This window comes from Pseudomonas sp. P105, assembly GCF_032614175.1.
Taxonomy (GTDB): Bacteria; Pseudomonadota; Gammaproteobacteria; order Pseudomonadales; family Pseudomonadaceae; genus Aquipseudomonas; species Aquipseudomonas rhizophila.
Window position 1 is genome coordinate 3306059 of record NZ_CP126693.1, and the last position, 21684, is coordinate 3327742.

Here is a 21684-nt window from a genome sequence, read left to right on the forward strand (position 1 = left end):
TTAGGCGCAAGCTAAAACCATATAGTCATACAATAAGAGAATCGATCATGTCTGATAAGAAACCCTCCCTGCGCTCGGCCCAATGGTTTGGCACCGCCGACAAAAACGGCTTCATGTACCGCAGTTGGATGAAAAATCAGGGCATCGCCGACCATCAGTTTCATGGCAAGCCAATCATCGGCATCTGCAACACCTGGTCGGAGCTGACGCCATGCAACGCGCACTTCCGGCAGATCGCCGAACACGTCAAGCGCGGCGTGATCGAGGCCGGGGGCTTCCCTGTGGAGTTTCCGGTGTTCTCCAACGGCGAATCGAACCTGCGCCCGACTGCCATGCTGACGCGCAACCTGGCGAGCATGGATGTGGAGGAAGCGATTCGCGGCAATCCGATTGACGGCGTGGTGCTGCTCACCGGTTGCGACAAGACCACGCCAGCCTTGCTGATGGGTGCCGCCAGTTGTGACGTGCCGGCCATCGTCGTTACCGGCGGACCGATGCTCAACGGCAAGCACAAGGGCCAGGACATCGGGTCGGGCACGGTGGTCTGGCAGTTGAGCGAACAGGTCAAGGCCGGCACCATCACGATCGATGATTTCCTTGCGGCCGAGGGCGGCATGTCCCGCTCGGCCGGGACCTGCAACACCATGGGCACCGCCTCGACCATGGCCTGCATGGCCGAAGCCCTCGGCACGTCCCTGCCGCACAACGCCGCGATTCCGGCGGTGGACGCGCGCCGTTATGTGCTGGCCCACATGTCCGGCATGCGTGCGGTGGAAATGGTCCGTGAAGACTTGAAGCTGTCGAAGATCCTGACCAAGGAGGCTTTCGAGAACGCCATCCGGGTCAACGCAGCCATCGGCGGCTCGACCAACGCGGTGATCCACCTCAAGGCCATTGCCGGACGCATCGGCGTGCAACTGGACCTGGACGACTGGACCCGCATCGGTCGAGGCATGCCGACCATCGTCGACCTGCAGCCGTCCGGGCGCTTCCTGATGGAGGAGTTCTATTACGCCGGTGGTTTGCCCGCCGTGCTGCGCCGTCTCGGCGAAGCCAACCTGATCCCTAACCCCGACGCGCTGACCGTCAACGGCAAGAGCCTTGGCGAGAACACCAAGGACGCACCGATCTATGGCCAGGACGAAGTCATTCGCACCTTGGACAACCCGATCCGGGCCGACGGCGGTATCTGCGTGCTGCGCGGTAACCTCGCGCCCCTCGGCGCGGTACTCAAACCCTCCGCCGCCACGCCCGAGCTGATGCAGCATCGCGGTCGCGCGGTGGTGTTCGAGAACTTCGACGAGTACAAGGCGCGGATCAATGACCCAGAACTGGATGTTGATGCCAGCTCGATTCTGGTGATGAAGAACTGCGGGCCCAAGGGTTATCCGGGCATGGCCGAAGTGGGCAACATGGGCTTGCCGGCCAAGTTGCTGGCCCAGGGCGTGACCGACATGGTGCGTATCTCCGATGCGCGCATGAGCGGCACCGCCTACGGCACCGTGGTGCTGCATGTGGCCCCGGAAGCCGCAGCCGGCGGACCACTGGCGGCCGTGAAGGAAGGTGACTGGATCGAACTGGACTGCGCCAGCGGGCGTCTGCACCTGGACATTTGCGACGCCGAACTGGCCGCCCGCCTGGCCGACCTGCCACCAGCGCAGAACCTGTTAGTGGGCGGCTACCGTCAGCTGTACATCGACCACGTGCTGCAAGCGGACCAGGGTTGTGACTTCGACTTCCTGGTCGGTTGCCGCGGCGCCGAGGTGCCGCGTCACTCCCACTGACCCCACTCATCCCCTTGCGCGAGCAAGCTTTTTGTGGGAGCTGAGCTTGCTCGCGATAGCGGTGTAACAGACAACAGAGATATTGACTGGCAGGGCCTCATCGCGAGCAAGCTCAGCTCCCACAAAGGCTCGCTCCCACAATGGGTTCGGGTGTACATCAAAATCGCACTAGCGACCCGCCCTCGCCGCGCCTGCTATCATGCGCTGCATCCCCTTCGCACAGGATCGCGCCACCCCCCATGGACTACCGTAAACCCTCCGACCGCAAAAGCATGCACGCGCGCATCGTCCAGGAACTGGGCATGCAGATCGTTTCCGGACGGTTCAAACCCGACGATAAACTGCCCGCCGAAGCTTTGTTGTGCGAGGAGTATGCCGTCAGCCGTCCGGTGTTGCGCGAGGCCACGCGCGTGCTGGTAGCCAAGGGTCTGGTGTATTCGCGGCCACGGGTTGGCACGGTGGTCAAGGCGCGCCGGGAATGGCACATGCTCGACCCCGATGTGCTGCACTGGTTGATGCAAAGCAGCCCGCAGAATGAGTTCTTCAATCTGCTGACCAGCGTGCGCAGCATCATCGAGCCGGCCGCCGCGGCCCTCGCCGCACAGTTCGCCAACGATGCCGACATCGCCGCCATCCGCGAGGCCTACCAGCGCATGGAGGCGGCACCGACCCCCGAGGCGGTGCTGCAACCGGACCTGGACTTCCACAGCCGCATCGCCGATGCCACCCACAACGACCTGCTCGCCAACCTGTGCAACATGTTGTCGGTGGCCATCGCCGAAGCCCTCAAGCACTCCAACCAACGGCCCAACCTGCATGAACTGGCGATGCCGCGCCACAAGGCGATCCTCACCGCCATCGAGAACCGCGACGCCCTCGGCGCCCGCCATGCCACGCTGGTGCAGCTTGACGATGCCCGCAGCGCACTGAATGTGGTGCTGGGCGCCGATCCTTCCTGATCTTCCCTCCCGACGAGGCCAGGCATAACCCGCATTCGCCAGGGTGGTATTTATTTACCGCCCTCGCAGGAGCGGGATGTCGATACTTCCCTCGTCGTCACTCCCGGCGGCCATGAATTTATGAAAAGGATTTCATATGACCGCACCCGCTCCGGCCAATACGCTCCCCGCGTTGGCGCAAAGGGTCAGCCTGCTATTTGCCAGCCGCCCGACCTTCGAAGAAATCGCGCAACGCATGCTCGAGCAAGCCATCAAGGAAAAATACCCCTCGCTGACCTCCGACCTGTCCAAGACCCGATTGGCCACACCGGACCCAGCCTCTCGCGGCTTTACGCTCCAACCGTTCATGCCCCGCGTCCTCGAATACCTGGCCCTCGGCACGCCCGTGGATTTCACGGAGCGCGGTGGGCGTCGCTGTTTTCTTACCGACACCCCGCCCCGCGAGCTCTCACCAGACGACGGGAAGCTGGACATCAAGGTCATCGAAAAACTGCTGCTTGAACTGCCTTGGACCGTACCGATCGGGCTGGAGGATGCGCTGACCCGCTATTGGAACGCCGGAATCGACACAAGCAATAACCTCAGCCGCTGGCGCTGGCTCAGCGATGCACTGAAGAACACGCTGTCTATCCGCAGGCTGCGACAACCCGGCCTCACTGACCAGGCGCGCGAAGCCCTTGACCAGATCGTCCGCTGGCCGGAGCGCGAGCAGCGCTTTCGCCGCAACAACCCGTCCCCCGTCTACGCCTACAGCCTGGAAACCAAGCTCATCCGAGACGGCTCCAGCAGCGTGCTGATCGGCAACGAAATCCTCCTGACTCACGCCACAAAAGGCGCGACCACCTTCCTGCTATGCAGCCCTGGCGGCGCCGTGCAGTCGTTTGCATCCCTGGAAGCCTTCAATCACCATTGGGGCGCACTGATCGCCAGCCGGTACGTGGTCGACACGCTCACCTGTCAACGCAACGAGATCAGTGGCAATGTCTTCGACACCCAGGCGGCTATGGTGCTGGAGCAGCAACTGGCCGACCTGAACGCAGTGCAGTTGCCTTCGCGGATTGGCCTGCAAGACCTGTCGACGCTCTACCAGGAGCTGAGCGACCCTGCCCGTTATCTGCTTGACGCGCCGCGTCTGACGCCGGAAACGTCGGCACGGATCGAGCCGCTGTTGCCCGACTGGTTGAAAAAAGCTTCCATCGTCGATCAAACGAAATTCCAGCACTACAGCCTGACATTGGCCAGCGCGAAAAAACGCCACCAGGGCCGCACCTTTCTCTGCGACATTGAAGACATCAGGGCCTTTGCCGCCGACGCCTTGCTCAAGCAGATGCAGTCAACCAACAACAGCAGCCCGGACAAGGTTCTATCCAGCCGCTACCACCCCAACGATGTGGAGCTGACCTTCAGCGTGGCGGCTGGTTATCCCGGGACCACAGGGATCATCGAAAAACGGACGATGAGCCTGATCGAACTGGCCATCAACAACCTCATCGCCCGACCGAGTGCAAACCTGATCCTCAGCCATCGCTTGGGCCTGACGCTGCCCCGGTGGTTGACGCCGGACTTCATTACCCGCAAGAACGGGCTGATCGAACAGGTCGACATTGGTTCGGCCTATCCCCGCTACCTGCAACAACGGCTGTTGGACGATGTACCTCAAGCCCAGGAACGCCAGCGGATGTTTGCCGAACAGATTCCGGCACAGCTAACGCTTGAAGCCCTCCAGCAAATGCTCAACCACGAAAACGGTGTGACCCGCCAAGGACTGGGCCTGGTTGAAGCGCTCCTCAATCCCGACGCAGATAGCCAACAGGTCAGCGGCCAGTCGGTGGTCATCCGCCACCTGGCCTTCCTGCGCAAACCCGAGGCCCACCCCGACATCGTGAACAATATGTTCATTATCGAGCCGGAGGATGTCCAAACCGGACCGCACCTGCTGTATCGCCCACTTTACGCGCCCTCGTTGCAAGAGTTCCCGACGCGCGAGGCACTGCTGAAGGCCGTCGTCACCCCAGGGGACCTGCAAAAAAGCATCCTGACCTGGATGACTGATGCCGCACGGCCGATCTATGCCAATGGCGGCTTCCAGGAGCCGCACATCGTGCGGTTTTTCCAGGGCGATGAATTCAACCTCCCCGCCAAGCCCGCCCCTGCGACGCTGGCCATCGACGGTGCAAACGATGAACTGCGGCAGTTCCTGCGCAACGGCGAGCTGATGCTGTATCTTTACGGCAGCAATGCCCGCGCCCTGATCTCCCAGGCCGACCGTGATTCAGTCTCCAACAGCGAGAGCCGCTGGGCCATGCTCCTCAAGGGCGGCAGCCTGCTGTTCAATACGTTGCTGATGCCCTTGCTGCGTGGCCCGGTCATGGCCACCTTCTGGCTGTGGAGCCTGATGGCCAGCGCCAGCCAGGATATCCCGGCACTGAGCAGCGAAGACCCGGTGACCCGGGAGCTCGCCGCTGTCGATCTGCTGCTCAACCTCGGCATGCTGGTACACCAGTTTCCCGCCATCAGCGCCTTGTCCCATGCACCGTTGCCCGATGCGCTGAAGGAACAGGCGATGCGTCCCCCAGCACCGCGCGTCATCCCTGAGCAATGGCCTGCGCCTGTGTCGCCTCGCATTCTCGAAGGGACGGTGGGCTTGCCCGGCGAACACTTGCAGGGCGCCAGCAGGCACCTGGACCTCAGTTTCGCCAGTGCCCGCCAGCGCCTGACAGCGGAACAACGTAACCGGCTGCAGCGGCTACAGGTGCCACGTCCCACTTCAATGCCTGAACCGATCAAATATGGCCCCTACACAGGCTTGTACGTCATCCAGAACAAATGGCACGCACTGGTGGAAGACCTACTGTATCGGATCAGTCCGGAGCCGGACGGCAATACGGTGATCGTCGACCCGCAGGCTCCACGAGACTCGGCAAAAAATGGTCCGGTGTTGAAATCGGATACCCAAGGCAACTGGTCCATGGATCTACGCCTGCGTCTGCGCGGGGGTATGCCCCCAAAGCGGGTGGCCGAACTGCGCAAGCTCAGGGCCCAGCGGGGGATGGAACTGAGCCGGGAGCTGGCGAATTATCATGCACAGGAAGCCGATAAGCTAAAGGCCGTGCAAGTTGCCCAGGAAGTCATGAGCAGAACTCAGGAAGGCGCCTTTACCGAGGAGCAACGTGCGGCAAAACGTACGCAGTTTTATGAATTGCTCCAGGACCAGACTGACGACTATCTGCGGCTGCTGAACAAAGCAACCGAATATGCCGGCCTTGACATGACATTGCCCCCGGAAATGCTTCGCGCCCTGATGGAAAACGTGGTCAACAATGCCCGTAAAGCCTTTCTTGTCGTCGAGTTGGATTTATTGGCCCTGGATGCCGCCAATATCCAATTCATAAAAAACGGACCGGCGTTGAAGGAGGCTGTCGCCGACAACCCCGCAGGCTACTTTGCGTACCTCGACGCAATGAGCGTCATCAACGATCGTTCCATCTATTGGCTGGAACTCAAAGATCGACACCTGGACGCGCTATTGAACCTGGATGCCGAAGGCGCGCAGATATTCGAGCGGCTGACCAAGGACCGTCCCGAGGAAGAAAGAACGGCGCTGGCCACCAAGGCCGTGCAGTTACCCATACTCGGGGCCCTGCTGGTCAAAAACCCCGACTCCGACCTTCCCGCCAGTCTGCATAACCTCATCAAGTTCTTGCTGGAACAGGTGCGCTCCCACTCCGACCTGGGAACATATGACCTGCCCCCTTCGGAGCGGCTTGAAGTGCTGGAAAGTCTGACCGAAAACTATGGCGCTTCCCTTGATGCCATGCAGGGCATCAAGGCACTCAATGCCAGCGACATTGACCCATCCTATTTCGACAGGCTGTTCAAGCTGATCGAACAGCTCTATGACGACGCCTCCAAGACATTGTCCGCCGAGCTAAAACCGGCGCCGCAACCGCGCAAGCGTCCGCAAAAACGCACCAAAACGGCGAGCGGGCGTCCGCAAAAAAAGGTGATCAAAACCCGTAAGGGCGGCGTGTTGATTGGTGATCTGAAACCCGCCGGCACCTCCCTGCCGATTGAAGTCGTCGAGTTACGCTCCGAAGTCGATGACGAGTTACTCGCCACGTATTCACAGCACGATGACGTCTGGGACATCGTCGAAGTACAACGACCGGTTCCGCCACCACCGCGCACCAGAGCGATCAAAACGATCAAGAGCGAAGCGCGCAAGCTGCTGGATCAATTGGAAAACAGTTTACTGAGCGCAGAGCGGTATAAAACCCAGTGCCGCTTTCCTCAGGAAATCGAGGAGATCATGAACAATGAGGCGAGTCGCTACCGCAAACGCTGCGAAGAACTGGAAAGGGCCTTCACCGCCTCGACAAAACCGCGCACACCAGCAGATCAAACATTGATCGATGAACTGTCAAACGCAGCTTCCCGCCTGGCTACCCGGGGCAGCGCCCTGCGTACCGAACTGAGTTTCAAATTGCCGCCCACCGACAGCAACCTGCGCTACCTGTTCGAAAAGAACCTGATACAGGTTGCCCGGCTCGGCGAACGCAAAGCCTTGAAAAGCGAGCGCAAGGATTTCCTTCAGGAGTACGGCATCAATGACCGCGACGGTTGGCCGCTGTGGTATGCGCATTTTCACTACGAGGCGGCCGATACGCCGAAAGCGGATTTCAGCGTCGCGCATCTGAAAACCAAGGAGCAACGCCGGGAGCACTATCACTCGATGCTGGCCAAGGCGAAAAGCCCTTATGCGGTGGTGAATGTGCATCGAGGACAGATCGGCAGGCCGTTGGCGCAGAGCAAGTTCTTGCCGTTGGCGCCTTGATCTCTGTTCAAAGGCTGGCGTAATTCATTGTGGCGAGGGAGCAAGCTCCCTCGCCACATGTATTAATGGGCAAACAACGACTTACTCTTCTGCCCTGCCATTTTTTCAGGCTTGATCAGGAACCGCGCCAGCGCCGGCAGCAGCCACAGTGCCCCGAACATGTTCCACAACAACATGAACGTCAGCATCAGCCCCATGTCGGCCTGGAACTTGATGGCCGAGAAGATCCAGGTGCACACACCGATGGCCAGGCACAGGCCAGTGAACAACACCGCCTTACCGGTGGACTTCAGCGTCTGGTAGTACGCCTCTTGCAACGGCAAGCCGGCCCGCAGGAAGCTTTCCAGGCGACTGTAGATATAGATGCCGTAGTCCACGCCTATCCCCACGCCAAGCGCCACCACTGGCAGCGTCGCGACCTTCACACCGATACCCATGAAGGCCATCAGGGCGTTCCCCAGCACCGAGGTCAGCACCAGCGGCAGCACGATGCACAGCGTCGCCGCCCAGGAACGGAAAGTGATCATGCACATGGTTGCCACACAGATGTACACCAGGACCAGGATGGTCAGTTCCGATTCCTTGATCACTTCGTTGGTTGCAGCCTCAATGCCAGCGTTGCCGGCGGCGAGGATGAACTCCAGGCCGTCGCGATTATTTTCCTTGGCAAACTCCTGCACCACCTTCACGGCGCGGTCCAGGGTCTCGGCCTTGTGGTCGTTGAGGAAAACCAACACCGGGGCCACGGAACAGTTGTTGTTGTACAGGCCATCGGCCCGGGCAATGGAGTTGTTCAACACGTCAGGGTTGCGCGACAGGGTTTCCCACTTCAGGTTGCCCTCGTTCATGCCCTTGATCATTTGCTTGGACACGGTGACCAGGGAGATCGCCGACTGCACCCCCTCGGTGTTCTGCATTTTCCACATCAGTTCGTCGATGGGAGCCATGGCTTCATAGCGTGAGCAGCCTTCAGCCTTGGTCTTGACCATCACCACCAGGACATCGGAGCTGGTGGAATAGTTGCTGATGATGAAGTTGTTGTCCTGGTTGTAGCGCGAGTCCGGACGCAACTCCGGCGCGCCCTGGTCCAGGTCACCGATCTTCAGGTTCTGGCTGTACCAGAGGCCGCCACCAAAGGCGATCAAGGCCAGGATGATCGACACCGGCGCGACTTTGGCGCTGGCAAACTTCGACAGCAGGCGCCAGAACGGATGCTCCCGCGTCGCATCCTTTTTGCTGCGCTCGATGGCACGCTTGCTGATGCCAACATAGGAAATCGCCACCGGCAACAGGATCAGGTTGGTGAACACAATCACCGCCACGCCGATGGACGCACCGAAGGCCAGTTCCCGGATCACGCCGATGTCGATGATCAGCAAGGTGATGAAGCCGACGGCATCCGCCAGGATTGCGATCATCCCCGGCAGGAACAACTGGCGGAATGTGCGCCGCGCCGCGGTCAGGGCGTTGTCCGCCTCACTGGATTGCAAAGCGATACCGTTGATTTTCTGCACGCCGTGGGAGATACCAATGGCGAAGATCAGAAACGGCACCAGCATCGAATAAGGATCGAGCCCGAAGCCGACGGCGTGCATCAGCCCCAACTGCCAGACCACGGCCACCAGGGTCGTGCTCAGCACTGCAATGGTGCTGCGCATGCAGTTCGTGAACCAGTACAGCAGCACCAGGGTAATAATGAAGGCCACGCCGAAGAACATCACCACCATGGTCAGGCCGTCGATCAAGTCACCGACCTTCTTGGCGAAGCCCACGATATGGATCTTTACGTTGGGGTTCTGGGCTTCAAACTTGTTGCGGATCTTGTCTTCGAGTTCGTGGGAGAACTTCTGATAATCCAGGGCCAGCAGCTTGCCCTGGTCCTGCGGGTCCGGATAGGACTCCAACAGCGGGATATCGATGATGCTCGATTTGAAATCGTTGGCTACCAGACGTCCGACCTGGCCGGACTTGAGCACGTTGTTGCGTAACAGGTCGAGGCTGTCTGCCGAGCCGTCATAGCTCTGGGGAATCACCTCACCACCGGCAAAGCCCTCCTCCGTCACTTCGGTCCAGCGCACGCTCGGGCTCCACAACGACTTGAGGCCGGAGCGGTCGACGCCGGAAATGTAGAACACCTCGTCATGAATCTGGCGCAAAGTCTCCATGTAATCCTTGGAGAAAATGTCACCGTTGGTGGCCTCCACGGAAATCCGCACCGTGTTGCCCAGGTTCGCCAAGTCATTGCGGTGTTCGAGCATCTTCTCGATGAAGGGGTGCTCGAGGGGGATCATTTTTTCGAAACTGGTGGACGGCCGGATCAGCGTGGCCTGCCAGAACAGGAAAATACTGACCAACAGGCAAATGACGATCACTGCCGGGCGGTTGTTGAAAATCAGGCGTTCGAGGAACGTCGCCTTGTCTTGGTGATGACTGCTCATGGGGTCCGCCTTCTTGTTATTGTGCCCGCCGGATGTTTGCGGCTCATTTGCTCAATTCAGCGCCGGTGGGGGTGGTGGCATGAACGCCACCCTGTCCTGCCAGGATCAGATTGCCGTTGCCCGCCGCCGTGACAGCCGCCACGGAAATCCGATCCGGGCGGTTGAACACGCTGAAGGTCACGCCGTCATCACTGCTGCGCACCACACTGCCGCCGTTGCCGACAATTACGATGGAGCCATCTGGCAAGAGCGTGGCCCCGGACAGGCCGAATTCCAGGGCACCGCGGGTGGCCTTGAGCTCGACCTGCTCCCAGGTGCTACCAAAATCGGTGGAGCGATAGAGGTTGCCGCGCAGGCCGTAGGCCAACAGCGTTGAAGGCTGAGCGGTGCCGATGACGCCGAACAGCGAACCTTCGTATGGGCCTTCGATCTTTTCCCAGGTCTGGCCCCAATCGCTGGAGCGGAACATGCTGCCGGCCTCACCAACGATGAACAGCCCGGCGTCTTTCACCGCAGCTATCGCGTTGAGGTGGAACTGGTCTTCGTTGTCGAGACGATCCCCGACCTCTTCCCAGTGCTTGCCGCCGTCGGTGGTTTCGAACAACGCCCCGTAAGCGCCCACGGCAAAACCGTTGCTCGCGTCCTTGAACCAGACGTCCAGCAGCGGCGATTCACGGGTCAGGTCTTCGAATTGCTTGGTCCAGGTGCTGCCACCGTCTTCGCTGGCCAGTATCTGCGCGTCGTGCCCCACGGCCCAGCCGTGTTTGTCATCGACGAAAAATACTGCGGTGAGCAACTGGCGGGTCGGCACCTTGGCCTGAGTCCAGGAACCGCCCTGATCGTCCGAATAGACAATGTGCCCGCGATCACCGACCGCCACCAGGCGTTTGCCGGCATGGACCACATCGAGCATCAGGGTTTTGCTGGCCTTGGCCGACTCGACGGAATAGATGACATCGGATGTCGAAGCCGCTACGGCCATCACCGGTGCAGACAACACGGCAGAGCCCAGCAGCGAGAGCGCCGAGACCAGCAACGCGACTCTGCGCAGTACCGGCGGCCGGCAGCGGCCCACAGCCATGACAGGCTCATTCATAGACCTTTCCCCCATTATTATTGTTAGGTCATTCAACCCTTCAGGGCGCCGTAAGCGGGCTCATCGTGATTGACTGTTCTGGAGCATAGTCCTGAAACCTGCAATCTAGAGCCACTTCGGAAGCTGACCTATCCTATCGGGCTTTGGAAAGGTCTGACAATCGACGCCGCGTTATCTTTTGTTAACCGTGGCGCAGTGCGGTCGGGGGTGAATGAAGGGGTATTCGGGGAGGTTATGGCAGGCTATCGAGGCGGTTGTTGTGTAGACAGGTCTGACGCCATCGCGAGCAGGCTCGCTCCCACAAGGGATCAATGTTGAACACAAGATATATGCTCACTGAAGATCACCTGTGGGAGCGAGCCTGCTCGCGATGGGAACACCGCGGCCTGCCAGGCAGACCGCGGTGCCAAGGTCACGCCAGGCTCTTGCTCACCACTTCGAACACATCGGCCGACAGCCCGCCGGACGCCAGGATGCGCTCCAGCTCGGCTTTCATCAGCGCCTGGCGGGCACTGTCGTATTTGCGCCAGCGGGTCAGTGGCGCCAGTTGCCGTGCGGCGATCTGCGGGTTGAAGCCATTGAGCTGGATCACCAGATCCGCCAGGAAGCGATAACCTGAACCGTCAGCCGCGTGGAAGTTGATCAGGTTCTGCCCGGCAAACGCCCCCACCAAAGCGCGTACCTTGTTCGGGTTCTTGATATTGAACGCCGGATGTTCCATCAAGGCCTTGACCCGCGCCAGGCCGCCCGGCAACGGGCTGCCGGCCTGGACGCTGAACCATTGGTCCATGACCAGCGGATTGCCTTTGAAGTTCTCCGCGAACACTTCCAGCGCCTTGGCCTTCTCGGCTTCGAACGGGGAATTGACCAGCACCGCCAGGGCCGTGAGACGCTCGGTCATATTGTCGGCGGTGTCGAACTGCTCCAGGGTGGCACTGAGCACTTCCGGCTTGTCGGTCAGCATCAGGTACGACAGCGCGATGTTCTGCAAGGCACGGCGGGCGAAATGCTCGGCCTCGGCCACGTACGGCGTGCGCTTGGACAGGTCACGGTTGGCCTCATAGCGCAGCCACAGGGCTTCGAACAGATTGTCCGCCAGTTGCTGACGGGCGAATTCCCGCGCGGCATGGATCGCCTCCACGTCGGCCACTTCGCTGATTTCCGTCAGATAAGCCTCGCTTGGCAGCGAGAGCATTTCCGCGACCATGGCCTGATCCAGGGATTCGTCCGACAGCACGCTACGCAACGCGCTGACCAGACGAGGGTCCAGCACCAGATTTTCGCCTTTCTGATGCTGGGCGATCAGTTCCTGCAGCACCTGCACCGACAACTGCTGGCCGGCATCCCAGCGGTTGAAGCCGTCGCTGTCGTGCTGCATCAGGAACATCAAGTGGTCCCGATCGTACGGGAAGCTAAGCTTCACCGGGGCCGAGAAGCCGCGCAACAACGAAGGCAACGGCTTTTCGGCGATGTCGACAAAGGTGAAGGTCTGCTCGGCTTCGGTCACCGAGATCACCCGGGACGTGCCAGTTGCCGCCGCTTCGCCGGCCAGGCGCAGAGGGATTTCATTGCCCTTGCTGTCCAGCAAACCCAGCTCCACGGGAATCACAAATGGCAGTTTTTCCATTTTGTCCGGGGTCGGTGGGCAGCTCTGGCTGAAGGTCAGGCTGTAGGTTCGGGCAGCAGCGTCGTAGGACTCGCTGACCGCCAGCCGTGGCGTACCCGCCTGGCTGTACCAGCGCTTGAACTGACTCAGGTCGACGCCGTTGGCATCCTCCATGGCCTTGATGAAGTCATCGCAGGTCACGGCCTGGCCGTCGTGGCGCTCGAAGTACAGGTCGCTGCCCTTGCGAAAGCCCTCGGCCCCCAGCAGGGTGTGGATCATGCCGACCACTTCCGACCCCTTTTCGTACACGGTCAGGGTGTAGAAGTTGGAAATTTCGATGAAGCTGTCCGGGCGCACCGGATGGGCCATGGGACCTGCGTCTTCGGCAAACTGGTGAGTGCGCAGGTACGCCACGTCCTGGATACGCTTGACCGTGGCTGAGTTCATGTCGGCCGAAAAACCGGCGTCGCGGAACACAGTGAAGCCTTCCTTGAGGGACAACTGGAACCAGTCACGGCACGTCACGCGGTTGCCCGACCAGTTATGGAAATACTCGTGGGCAACGATCGCTTCGACCCGCTGGTGCGCGGCATCGGTGGCGGTTTCGGCGCGGGCCAGCACTGCGCTGGAGTTGAAGATGTTCAGGCCCTTGTTTTCCATGGCGCCCATGTTGAAGTCGTTGACCGCGACGATCATGAAGATGTCCAGGTCATACTCACGGCCATAGACCTCTTCATCCCAGCGCATCGACTTCTTGAGGCTGGTCATGGCGTGCTGGCACTTGTCGATGTTTTCCGGCTCGACATAGATGCGCAGCGCCACGGTGCGCTCGGTCATGGTGGTGAAGGTGTCTTCGACGCACCACAGGTCGCCGGCCACCAGGGCAAACAGGTAGGCGGGTTTCTTGAACGGGTCTTCCCAGGTCGCCCAGTGCCGGCCATCTTCGCCGGGACCGCTGGCGATCGGGTTGCCGTTGGACAGCAACACCGGATAGCTGTGCTGCTCGGCCACCACCGTGGTGGTGAACGTACTCATCACATCCGGGCGGTCGAGGTAATAGGTGATCTTGCGGAAACCTTCGGCCTCGCACTGGGTGCAGAACATGCTGCCGGACTTGTACAAGCCTTCCAGGGCGGTGTTGGTTTCCGGGTGGATCCTGACAGTGGTGTCCACCGTGAAGGCCGGGGCCTTGGGTTGCAGGGTCAGGTGGCTGGCGTCCAGCTGATAGTCCAGCGGATTGAGGTCGGTGTCATCGAGCTTGATCGAGAGCAGTTCCAGCTGCTGGCCATCGAGCACCAGGGGCGGCAGGCCGGCACCGCGCTCGGGGTTACGGCGCATCACCAGTTGCGCATGGACCAGGCTGTGGTCCTCGAACAACTCGAAGGTCAGGTGCGTCTCGTCGATCAGGTACTCGGGCGCCTGATAGTCCTTCAGGTAAATCATCTTCGGTTGTTCGGTGCGCATGGGGCAAATCCTTCTACTGATGCACGGCGAGCTGATAAGCCGTGTATTTACGAATATTGATCACGCCAGTGTCGAAAATCAGGTATTGGCCCTTGATCCCCAGCAGCGTGCCTTCGGCAATCGGGTTCTTGTCCAGGTTGAAACTGACGATCTTGGCCGGGTATTGCTCCACCGGATAACGGATCTCGATCGGCTCGACGTCCGCTATGGTCTGGATCGCTTGCAGGCCGAATCGTTCCTGCAAGCCTTGCAGACCTTCGGCGCAGCTCTCGAACAGCGAATCGCGGATCTGCGGCAGGTCCACCGCCACGGCGTCGCCCTTGAGCAATGCGCGCCAGTTGGTCTTGTCCGCCACCTGGCTGCGGAACAGGTCTTCGACAAAGCCCGATTGCTGGCGAGTGGCGACCCGCAGGATCGGCAGCGCCTGGCTGGCGCCCTGGTCCAGCCAGCGGGTCGGCAGCTGCGTGGCGCGGGTGATGCCGACTTTCACGCCCGAGGAATTGGCCAGGTACACCACATGATCGGTCATGCAGAACTGTTCGCCCCAGGCCGGCTCGCGGCAGGTGCCCGCATCGAAGTGGCAGCGCTCAGGGCTCATGATGCACAGGTCGCACTGGGCCAGTTTAGTCATGCAGGGGTAGCAATAACCCTGGCTGAAGCTGGTCTTGGTCCTGCGTCCGCAATGGCTGCAGTGGATCGCACCGAGAAACTCCAGGCGCACCGTGCTGCCAATCAACGGGTTGACTGGCACCTCGGTATCGCCCAGGCGAAAGGCGTATTGAACGGTCGGCCCGTCAAGGCGTGCCGACATCTTGCTGATTGCACCGCGGCCAATCTCGATCAATGGATGGCATCCGACTTGAACAGGATGTTCGGCACTTCTGTGGCCTTCGACTGGCACTCCTGCGGGCCCATGTAGCCGGTGCGTTCCTCTTCGGGCAGATTCTGCATCTCCCAGGCGATCATCGCCTGCAGCGACAATTCGCGCTGTTCGGCGGTGAGCTTGTTGCCATCGGCCCATTTACCGATTTCCACCGCCAGCTTCAGGCTCTGATAGATCTCGGGGGTGATGTTTTTGATCATTTCGTTGAACGAGGACATGGGTTCTCCGCGCAATCGCGCATATTCAAATATTACAGGCGCCGTCAGAGGGCCATTTTACGACGAGCGAACAGCCCGCCCAACAAACCCGTGAAGCAACCGATGAGCAGCCCGCCGACGTGGGCCGCGTTGGCGATTTCGCCGAAACCGATCAGCGAGATCAGCCCGGACAGGCACAGCACCAGCCACACCAGCATCATCACCAGCACCCCACGGGGCAAGTGATAGGCCGGGTTCGGCGCCAGCAGTTGAAAGATCCAGCAGTGCCCCAACAGACCATAGAGCACGCCGGACAAGCCGCCGAACAAGGTCGGGCCGCTGAAGAAATATTGGGCGAAGTTGGACACGAGGCTGAACAGCAGTGTCAGCCCCAGCAGGTTGATGCCGCCCTGGCGCGCTTCAATCCGCCGTCCCAGTTCCCAGTACCACATGCCATTCATGGCGATGTGCAGGAAACCGAAATGGATCAGCATCGGCGTCACCAGGCGCCACCACTGCCCTGCCGCCAGGCTGTCGGCCAGGGGCGTGAAATGGATATAGTCGCCGACGACGCGAAACTCCAGGAATGTCAGCCAGCGCAAGGTCTCGAGATTTTCCCCCAGCAACGTCACGGCGCCGACGATCAGGCTCAGCAGCAACACCAATGCTGTAACCGGGCTGCGGGTCAGTTGCTGGACGAAACCAGGCCGTCGCGACGTGCTGCCGGTGCCCGGCAACTCCAACTGGTGCTCGGGATCGCCGCTCGGGAAGCGTGCATACAACGAGCGCACGTCTTCGCTGATTTCATCGGGCACCCAGAGCACCTGCTCGCCCGCCTCCTCGCTGACCCGATGGGGCACCTGCATGCGTTGCAGCAATTTGACGAAGCCGCTCAGATCCTCGGCCAAGGGCAAGCGCAAGACCGCCACAACGCTCATCGCAGTTCCTCCGGCCGTTCGACATCGACCCAGACAAATTTATGCGGGTCCAGTCGGGTTTCTGCGTCGAGACGATAGGCCACCAGTTTTCCGTAAAGCACCGCGCTGTAATCCAGGCAGGCCAGGTTCGAGCGGATCGGCGCGGGTTTGCCGCTGCGCCAGTAATGACCGACGAACAGCATGGGTTCATGCACGCCATAGCGCAGCAGATTATTCTTTTCGTCGGGTGACAGCGGCGTGCGAGCCACCGGTTCGGGCAAGGCGTCGGGTTGGAACACGATGTCTCCATAGGTCTGAGGATCGTCTTCCCAGAACTTGGTGCGAAAGAACGAACGGGTCAGGCCGTCGCCGCCGGTGAGGGTCAGGCCATGGGGCAAGCGCATGTCGGTACCGCGCAGCAGGCGATCAAACACCGTGCAGGCGAAACTGCCCGGCTCCGCCGAGGCCTGGAGGAAATGCTCGTCGATACAGCCGTCCGGGAACAAGCCTCGCAGCGGCTCGATCAGACCGTTGTCCCAGCAGGCGTGGACCACCCGAAAGCGCTGGGCATCGACAAACAGCGGCAACTCGTAAAACCACTTGAGAAAGTCATGCCAGTCGCCCGGATGCTGCTCGAACTGGGTCAGGGTTTCGTTGAGCAGACGGGCATGGCGCGGGGTGTGTTCGCGCACGTAGCGCTGGCCGCTGCCCGGCAACGCCGGCGTGCTCCAGCCTAGGGCGTTGAACTCGTGGTTGCCCATGATGCACAGCGCCTGACCGGCCACCACCATGTCGTGGACGATGTGCAGGGCTTCGCGGATCCGCGGACCACGGTCGATGATGTCCCCCAGGAACACGGCCATGCGCGACGGGTGCCGCCAGACGCCGCCCTGCTTGTGATAACCGAGGCGGTCCAGCAGGCGTTCCAGGGTCAGGGCGCATCCGTGCACGTCGCCGATCAGGTCGTAACTGCGCGCAGGATCGAGCATCAGTCGCCTCCACCCCCCAATCGACTGCCCCAGCCGAGCTTGGTCCGGCAGACTTCGTAGTAATTGTGATCCAGCGGGTGGATCAGGCGCAGCTTCTGCGCTTTTTTGCTGACGGTGATGGTGTCACCCGGCGCGCAGGTGAAATGGTTCTGGCCGTCACAGGACACTTGCGGGTAGATCTGCATATCCTTGGACACGACGATTTTCAGCTCACTGTTGCCATCGACCACAATGGGTCGCCCAGACAAGGTATGGGGGTACATGGGCACAATCACAATAGCGTCGAGCTTGGGATGCATGATCGGGCCACCGGCGGAAAGCGCATAGGCCGTGGAGCCGGTGGGCGTGGCGACGATCAGGCCGTCGGCCTTCTGGCTGCAGACGAACTGACCGTCGATATACAGCTCGAATTCGATCATCCGCGTGGATTTGCCGGGGTGCAGCACCACATCGTTGAGGGCATCGCCCTGGCCGATGGCTTCGGCGTGACGGCGCACCTCGGCTTGCAGCAGGAAGCGATTCTCCACCAGATAGTGACCGTCCAACACCTCGGCCACTTTGGTTTCCAGCTCGTCGGGGCGGATATCGGTCAGAAACCCCAGGCTACCCCGGTTGATGCCCAGTACCGGAATGTTGTGCCGCGCCAGGGCTCGGGCGGCCCCCAGCAGACTGCCATCGCCGCCGACCACGATCACCATGTCACAGACTTCGCCGAGCATCTTGCGCGACGAAGTCTGCAGGCCGTGACCGGGCAAGACTTCGGCGATGGTATCTTCGAGGATCACATGCAGGTGCCGCTCCAGGAGGAAACGTTTGAGTCGGCGAACAGTGTCCAGCACCTGCGAACTGCCCAGGCGACCGATGATGCCGATATTGCGAAATTGCTCCATGGGGCTCCTGCGAGGGTCTGCGTCGGGCGAAAAACACGATTATGGGCGAAAGCCGCCCATAGACAAAATTCTTTAAGCCTTCGACGCAGGCTATGCTCGCAAAATGATCCTGTTCCCCGAACTGCTCGACTTGCCCCGCCGCCTGCGCCATCCCGAAGTGCGCGACCTGGCGTGGGCGATCCTTGCCCCGCCGATGCTGATCGACACGCCCTGGCCCCAACGCCATCCCCTGACCGGCAGCGACTGGGTGCAACAGCCTCATCAACTGGAACACTGGCTGCGACAACTGGACCGCGACAGCTATCCGTTACTGCATTGCCTGTCCCAGGGCAGAACCCGGCGCCTGGGTCTGTATTACGAACGGTTGTGGCAGTTTGCGGTGCAGCACGCGCCGGGCATTGAGCTGATCGCCGCCAACCTGCCGATCCGCCACCAGGGCCAGACCCTGGGTGAACTGGACCTGCTGCTGCGCGATGGCGACGGCATCCACCACCTGGAACTGGCGATCAAGTTGTACCTCGGGCCGCAAAACGGCCACGGGCAGGACACCGCACAATGGCTCGGCCCGGGCTGCCATGACCGGCTCGACCTTAAACTGGCGCATTTGCGCGAACACCAGCTACCAATCTCCGCTCGCCCGGAAAGCCGAGAGGCCCTGGCAACGCTGGGCATTGAACCCTCGGGCATCGAGCTGTTTCGCTCGGAACTCTGGCTAGGCGGCTATCTGCTTTACCCGTGGCCCGGCCATGCCGAACCCCCAACCGGCGCCCATCCCAGGCATTTGCGCGGAAGGTGGCTGCATCAGCGGGACTGGCCGGCGTTCGTTGCCCAGCGTCCGCCGGGGCGCTGGCAACCCCTGCCCCGGGCTGGCTGGCTGGCCCCGGCCCATTATCCGGCGGACCAGACCTGGAGCGCCGGGCAACTGGATGCCTGGCGAATGGCCCTCGACCCCATGGCCCCCGCACAATTGATGGTGCGCCTGAGTGAAAATGCCGAGGGTGAGTGGGAAGAAACCGAGCGAGCGTTCCTGGTGGCGGATCTTTGGCCGGATGTGCCGGGGAATGGGTGAGATGGGCGGCGTCTGTCCGGGCCTCATCGCGAGCAGGCTCGCTCCCACAGTGACCGCGGCGTTTGCAACTTCAATGGCAACACTGCATCCATGTAGGAGCGAGCCTGCTCGCGATAAAGTCAACGCGGTCTAAATAGACAACCGCAACGCCAACGCCGCCAACGTCACCAACAACACCGGCACGGTCAGCACAATCCCGACCTTGAAGTAGTACCCCCAGCCAATCCGGATGTCCTTGCGCGCCAGCACGTGCAGCCAAAGCAAAGTCGCCAGGCTGCCGATCGGAGTGATTTTCGGGCCCAGGTCGCTGCCGATGACGTTGGCGTAGATCATCGCCTCCTTCACCACCCCGGTGGCCTGACTGGCATCGATGGACAAGGCACCGATCAGCACCGTCGGCAGGTTGTTCATGACCGACGAGAGCAAAGCCGTCAACAGCCCGGTGCCCATCGCCGCCCCCCACACACCATAGGCGGCGAAACCGTCGAGCCATTGCGCCAGGTAGCCAGTCAGCCCCGCATTGCGCAGGCCATAGACCACCAGATACATGCCCAGGGAGAAGATCACGATTTGCCACGGTGCCTCCTTCATGACCCTGCGAGTGGAGATTTTGTGACCGCGGGCCGCGACGGCCAGCAATAACGCGGCGCAGACCGCCGAAATCGCGCTGATGGGAATGCCCAACGGCTCGAGGGCGAAGCAACCAAGCAGCAGAATCGCCAACACCGCCCAGCCCGCGAAGAAGGTGGCCCTGTCGTGGATGGCACTCGCCGGGGCATCCAGTTGATGCGGGTCATAATCGCGCGGGATATCGCGGCGAAAGAACCACAACAATATCGCCAGGCTGGCCGCGACGCTGACCAGGTTCACCGGCACCATGACCGCCGCGTAACGGTTGAAGCCAATGCCGAAGAAGTCGGCTGAGACGATGTTCACCAGGTTCGACACCACCAGCGGCAGGCTCGCGCTATCGGCAATGAAGCCGGCGCCCATCACGAATGCCAGGGTTGCCGCCGGAGAAAAACGCAAGGCCAGCAGCATCGAAATTACGATGGGCGTCAGGATCAACGCCGCGCCGTCATTGGCGAACAAAGCCGACACCAGCGCGCCCAGCAGCACCATGAACGCAAACAGCTTGCGCCCGCTGCCTCGGCCCCAGCGGGCCACATGCAAGGCGGCCCAGGCGAAGAACCCAGCCTCGTCCAGCAACAGGCTGATGATGATCAGCGCGATAAACGTACCGGTGGCGTTCCAGATGATCTGCCACACCAGGGCAATGTCACCGACCTGCACCACCCCGCTCAACAACGCCAGCAGCGCACCGAGCGTTGCACTCCAGCCAACACCGAGGCCCTTGGGTTGCCAGATCACCAGTGTAATGGTCAGCAGAAAAATCAACGACGCGAGGAGCATGCGCAACAGCCTTGAAAGAAGGGATTTAGTAGGGGAAAAGAAGGGTCGCCTTGTGGCGAGGGGATAAACCCCTCACCCGCTATGCATGCCTGAAAATGCCGGGCATCAGGCCTTTTTGTGCTGTTCAACCCACTTGCCATAGGCATCAATGAATTTCTGCAGAAACGGCCTCACCGACTCAGACAGCTCGCCCTGCTCATCGAACGCGCTCCCCGCACCGGCCAGATAAGCCTCCGGCTGTTGCATGCAAGGCACATCGAGGAAAACCAGGGACTGGCGCAAATGATGATTGGCGCCGAAACCACCCATGGCTCCCGGCGAGGCACTGATCACCGCACCCGGTTTACCGCTCAGGCAGCTCTTGCCGTAAGGCCGCGAGCCGACGTCAATGGCATTTTTCATCGGGGCCGGAACCGAGCGGTTGTATTCAGGCGTGACAAACAGCAATGCGTCGGCCGCGCCAACCTGCTCACGGAAAGTGCTGTAGGCTGGTGGGGGTGTGACGTCAATATCTTCGTTGTAGAGCGGCAGGTCGCCTATCTCGATGATTTCCAGCTTCAGGTTGCTCGGCGCCAGATCCGCCAGGGCCAGAGCCAGCTTGCGATTGATCGAAGCCTTGCGCAGGCTCCCCACTAAAACGGCCACGGTGTAGACATTACTCATTGGACACTTCTCGACGATGGGTTCAAGGGAGCCCCATTTATAGATGATCGGGCGAACAATTGGACCAGCGGAGAACCGAAAACCTTCCGACTGGACTATTTTTTTCATGTAGGAAAACTTACCGCGCTTGACCAAGGTCTACAGAACCGCAAATCGAGTGATTTATTTCCAGAGGTTCTAAGCAATGGCAGCAGTACTTGTCGGACAATTTCATGCACGGGACGCCGAAGGTCGCGTCTATTCAGTGCATGAATACCAAGAATCGACCCCGTCGCCCGACGGTAACGGCAAGGAGCCTGTGACCACTTTCAAGCTGGCGATCGGAGATCGCGTCAACCAACTCGAAGACGGCAAATTCATGCTGGTGCAGTCCCAGATTGAATTAACCCGCGAACCGGAAACGCTACCGCCCGCTCAAACGCCCGCTGAAACGCTAATTGCTTCATAACCTGTTGTTATGAGCAGAAGTCATGCCCGGACTT

General features: G+C 60.7%; 15 protein-coding genes. 5 read left to right on the forward strand and 10 right to left on the reverse strand.

Annotated elements, in window-relative coordinates:
- The first annotated feature begins 47 nt into the window (after window positions 1-47).
- The 3 genes from QOM08_RS14860 to QOM08_RS14870 all read left to right on the forward strand — a co-directional run bounded on the left by QOM08_RS14860 (window position 48) and on the right by QOM08_RS14870 (window position 7577).
- On the forward strand, window positions 48-1784 hold the full coding sequence (locus tag QOM08_RS14860) for an IlvD/Edd family dehydratase (RefSeq protein WP_047225783.1): 1737 nt from the start codon (window positions 48-50) through the stop codon (window positions 1782-1784).
- A gap of 239 nt (window positions 1785-2023) precedes the next feature.
- A complete protein-coding gene (locus QOM08_RS14865; RefSeq protein ID WP_076384441.1) occupies window positions 2024-2743 on the forward strand; it encodes a FadR/GntR family transcriptional regulator in 720 nt (239 codons plus the stop codon).
- Window positions 2744-2879: 136 nt separating this feature from the next.
- Window positions 2880-7577 (forward strand): dermonecrotic toxin domain-containing protein, encoded by a 4698-nt coding sequence (locus QOM08_RS14870; RefSeq protein WP_188250802.1) that lies wholly within the window; start codon window positions 2880-2882, stop codon window positions 7575-7577.
- 62 nt (window positions 7578-7639) lie between these two features.
- Here QOM08_RS14870 and QOM08_RS14875 read toward each other — a convergent pair whose 3' ends face one another.
- The 8 genes from QOM08_RS14875 to QOM08_RS14910 form a co-directional block, all read right to left on the reverse strand.
- Window positions 7640-10015 (reverse strand): efflux RND transporter permease subunit, encoded by a 2376-nt coding sequence (locus QOM08_RS14875; RefSeq protein ID WP_047225780.1) that lies wholly within the window; start codon window positions 10013-10015, stop codon window positions 7640-7642.
- Between the two features lie 43 nt (window positions 10016-10058).
- A complete protein-coding gene (locus QOM08_RS14880) occupies window positions 10059-11111 on the reverse strand; it encodes a WD40/YVTN/BNR-like repeat-containing protein (RefSeq protein WP_047225779.1) in 1053 nt (350 codons plus the stop codon).
- Between the two features lie 412 nt (window positions 11112-11523).
- Window positions 11524-14181: an aminopeptidase N gene (gene pepN / locus QOM08_RS14885; protein WP_076384437.1), complete on the reverse strand. Its 2658-nt coding sequence runs from the start codon at window positions 14179-14181 to the stop codon at window positions 11524-11526.
- A gap of 13 nt (window positions 14182-14194) precedes the next feature.
- A complete protein-coding gene (locus QOM08_RS14890) occupies window positions 14195-15025 on the reverse strand; it encodes a DUF2797 domain-containing protein (protein ID WP_076384435.1) in 831 nt (276 codons plus the stop codon).
- Complete coding sequence (locus tag QOM08_RS14895; RefSeq protein ID WP_047225776.1) at window positions 15022-15282, reverse strand: YeaC family protein; 261 nt, start codon at window positions 15280-15282, stop codon at window positions 15022-15024. Before QOM08_RS14895 ends, QOM08_RS14890 begins: the two co-directional genes overlap by 4 nt.
- Before the next feature lie 44 nt (window positions 15283-15326).
- Window positions 15327-16199 carry a rhomboid family intramembrane serine protease gene (locus tag QOM08_RS14900; protein WP_047225775.1) on the reverse strand — a complete coding sequence of 291 codons (873 nt, stop codon included), beginning with the start codon at window positions 16197-16199 and terminating at the stop codon, window positions 15327-15329.
- Window positions 16196-17170, reverse strand: coding sequence for a metallophosphoesterase (locus tag QOM08_RS14905; protein WP_171061363.1), 975 nt, complete (start codon window positions 17168-17170; stop codon window positions 16196-16198). Before QOM08_RS14905 ends, QOM08_RS14900 begins: the two co-directional genes overlap by 4 nt.
- A complete protein-coding gene (locus QOM08_RS14910; RefSeq protein WP_003202709.1) occupies window positions 17167-18057 on the reverse strand; it encodes an NAD(+) kinase in 891 nt (296 codons plus the stop codon). Before QOM08_RS14910 ends, QOM08_RS14905 begins: the two co-directional genes overlap by 4 nt.
- Window positions 18058-18160: 103 nt before the next feature.
- Here QOM08_RS14910 and QOM08_RS14915 point away from each other — a divergent pair, with 103 nt between their 5' ends.
- Window positions 18161-19126 carry a DUF1853 family protein gene (locus tag QOM08_RS14915; RefSeq protein ID WP_047225773.1) on the forward strand — a complete coding sequence of 322 codons (966 nt, stop codon included), beginning with the start codon at window positions 18161-18163 and terminating at the stop codon, window positions 19124-19126.
- A gap of 129 nt (window positions 19127-19255) precedes the next feature.
- On the opposite strand, the gene QOM08_RS14920 is transcribed toward QOM08_RS14915, so the two are convergent.
- Both QOM08_RS14920 and QOM08_RS14925 read right to left on the reverse strand, forming a co-directional pair.
- The gene (locus tag QOM08_RS14920) at window positions 19256-20539 is read right to left on the reverse strand and encodes an arsenic transporter (protein ID WP_076384429.1); all 1284 of its coding nucleotides are present in this window, start codon (window positions 20537-20539) and stop codon (window positions 19256-19258) included.
- Window positions 20540-20644: 105 nt separating this feature from the next.
- Window positions 20645-21202 (reverse strand): NADPH-dependent FMN reductase, encoded by a 558-nt coding sequence (locus tag QOM08_RS14925; protein WP_047225771.1) that lies wholly within the window; start codon window positions 21200-21202, stop codon window positions 20645-20647.
- 184 nt (window positions 21203-21386) lie between these two features.
- Here QOM08_RS14925 and QOM08_RS14930 point away from each other — a divergent pair, with 184 nt between their 5' ends.
- A complete protein-coding gene (locus QOM08_RS14930; RefSeq protein ID WP_047225770.1) occupies window positions 21387-21650 on the forward strand; it encodes a hypothetical protein in 264 nt (87 codons plus the stop codon).
- Window positions 21651-21684 lie beyond the last annotated feature (34 nt).

What these genes read in the sequence shown, in the direction of transcription:
- QOM08_RS14925 (WP_047225771.1), bottom strand. Translation starts at nt 21,202, where the DNA reads ATGAGTAATGTCTACACCGTGGCCGTTTTAGTGGGGAGCCTGCGCAAG.
- pepN (WP_076384437.1), bottom strand. Translation starts at nt 14,181, where the DNA reads ATGCGCACCGAACAACCGAAGATGATTTACCTGAAGGACTATCAGGCG.
- QOM08_RS14910 (WP_003202709.1), bottom strand. Translation starts at nt 18,057, where the DNA reads ATGGAGCAATTTCGCAATATCGGCATCATCGGTCGCCTGGGCAGTTCG.
- QOM08_RS14930 (WP_047225770.1), top strand. Translation starts at nt 21,387, where the DNA reads ATGGCAGCAGTACTTGTCGGACAATTTCATGCACGGGACGCCGAAGGT.
- QOM08_RS14865 (WP_076384441.1), top strand. Translation starts at nt 2,024, where the DNA reads ATGGACTACCGTAAACCCTCCGACCGCAAAAGCATGCACGCGCGCATC.
- QOM08_RS14870 (WP_188250802.1), top strand. Translation starts at nt 2,880, where the DNA reads ATGACCGCACCCGCTCCGGCCAATACGCTCCCCGCGTTGGCGCAAAGG.
- QOM08_RS14880 (WP_047225779.1), bottom strand. Translation starts at nt 11,111, where the DNA reads ATGAATGAGCCTGTCATGGCTGTGGGCCGCTGCCGGCCGCCGGTACTG.
- QOM08_RS14860 (WP_047225783.1), top strand. Translation starts at nt 48, where the DNA reads ATGTCTGATAAGAAACCCTCCCTGCGCTCGGCCCAATGGTTTGGCACC.
- QOM08_RS14875 (WP_047225780.1), bottom strand. Translation starts at nt 10,015, where the DNA reads ATGAGCAGTCATCACCAAGACAAGGCGACGTTCCTCGAACGCCTGATT.
- QOM08_RS14895 (WP_047225776.1), bottom strand. Translation starts at nt 15,282, where the DNA reads ATGTCCTCGTTCAACGAAATGATCAAAAACATCACCCCCGAGATCTAT.
- QOM08_RS14915 (WP_047225773.1), top strand. Translation starts at nt 18,161, where the DNA reads ATGATCCTGTTCCCCGAACTGCTCGACTTGCCCCGCCGCCTGCGCCAT.
- QOM08_RS14900 (WP_047225775.1), bottom strand. Translation starts at nt 16,199, where the DNA reads ATGAGCGTTGTGGCGGTCTTGCGCTTGCCCTTGGCCGAGGATCTGAGC.
- QOM08_RS14920 (WP_076384429.1), bottom strand. Translation starts at nt 20,539, where the DNA reads ATGCTCCTCGCGTCGTTGATTTTTCTGCTGACCATTACACTGGTGATC.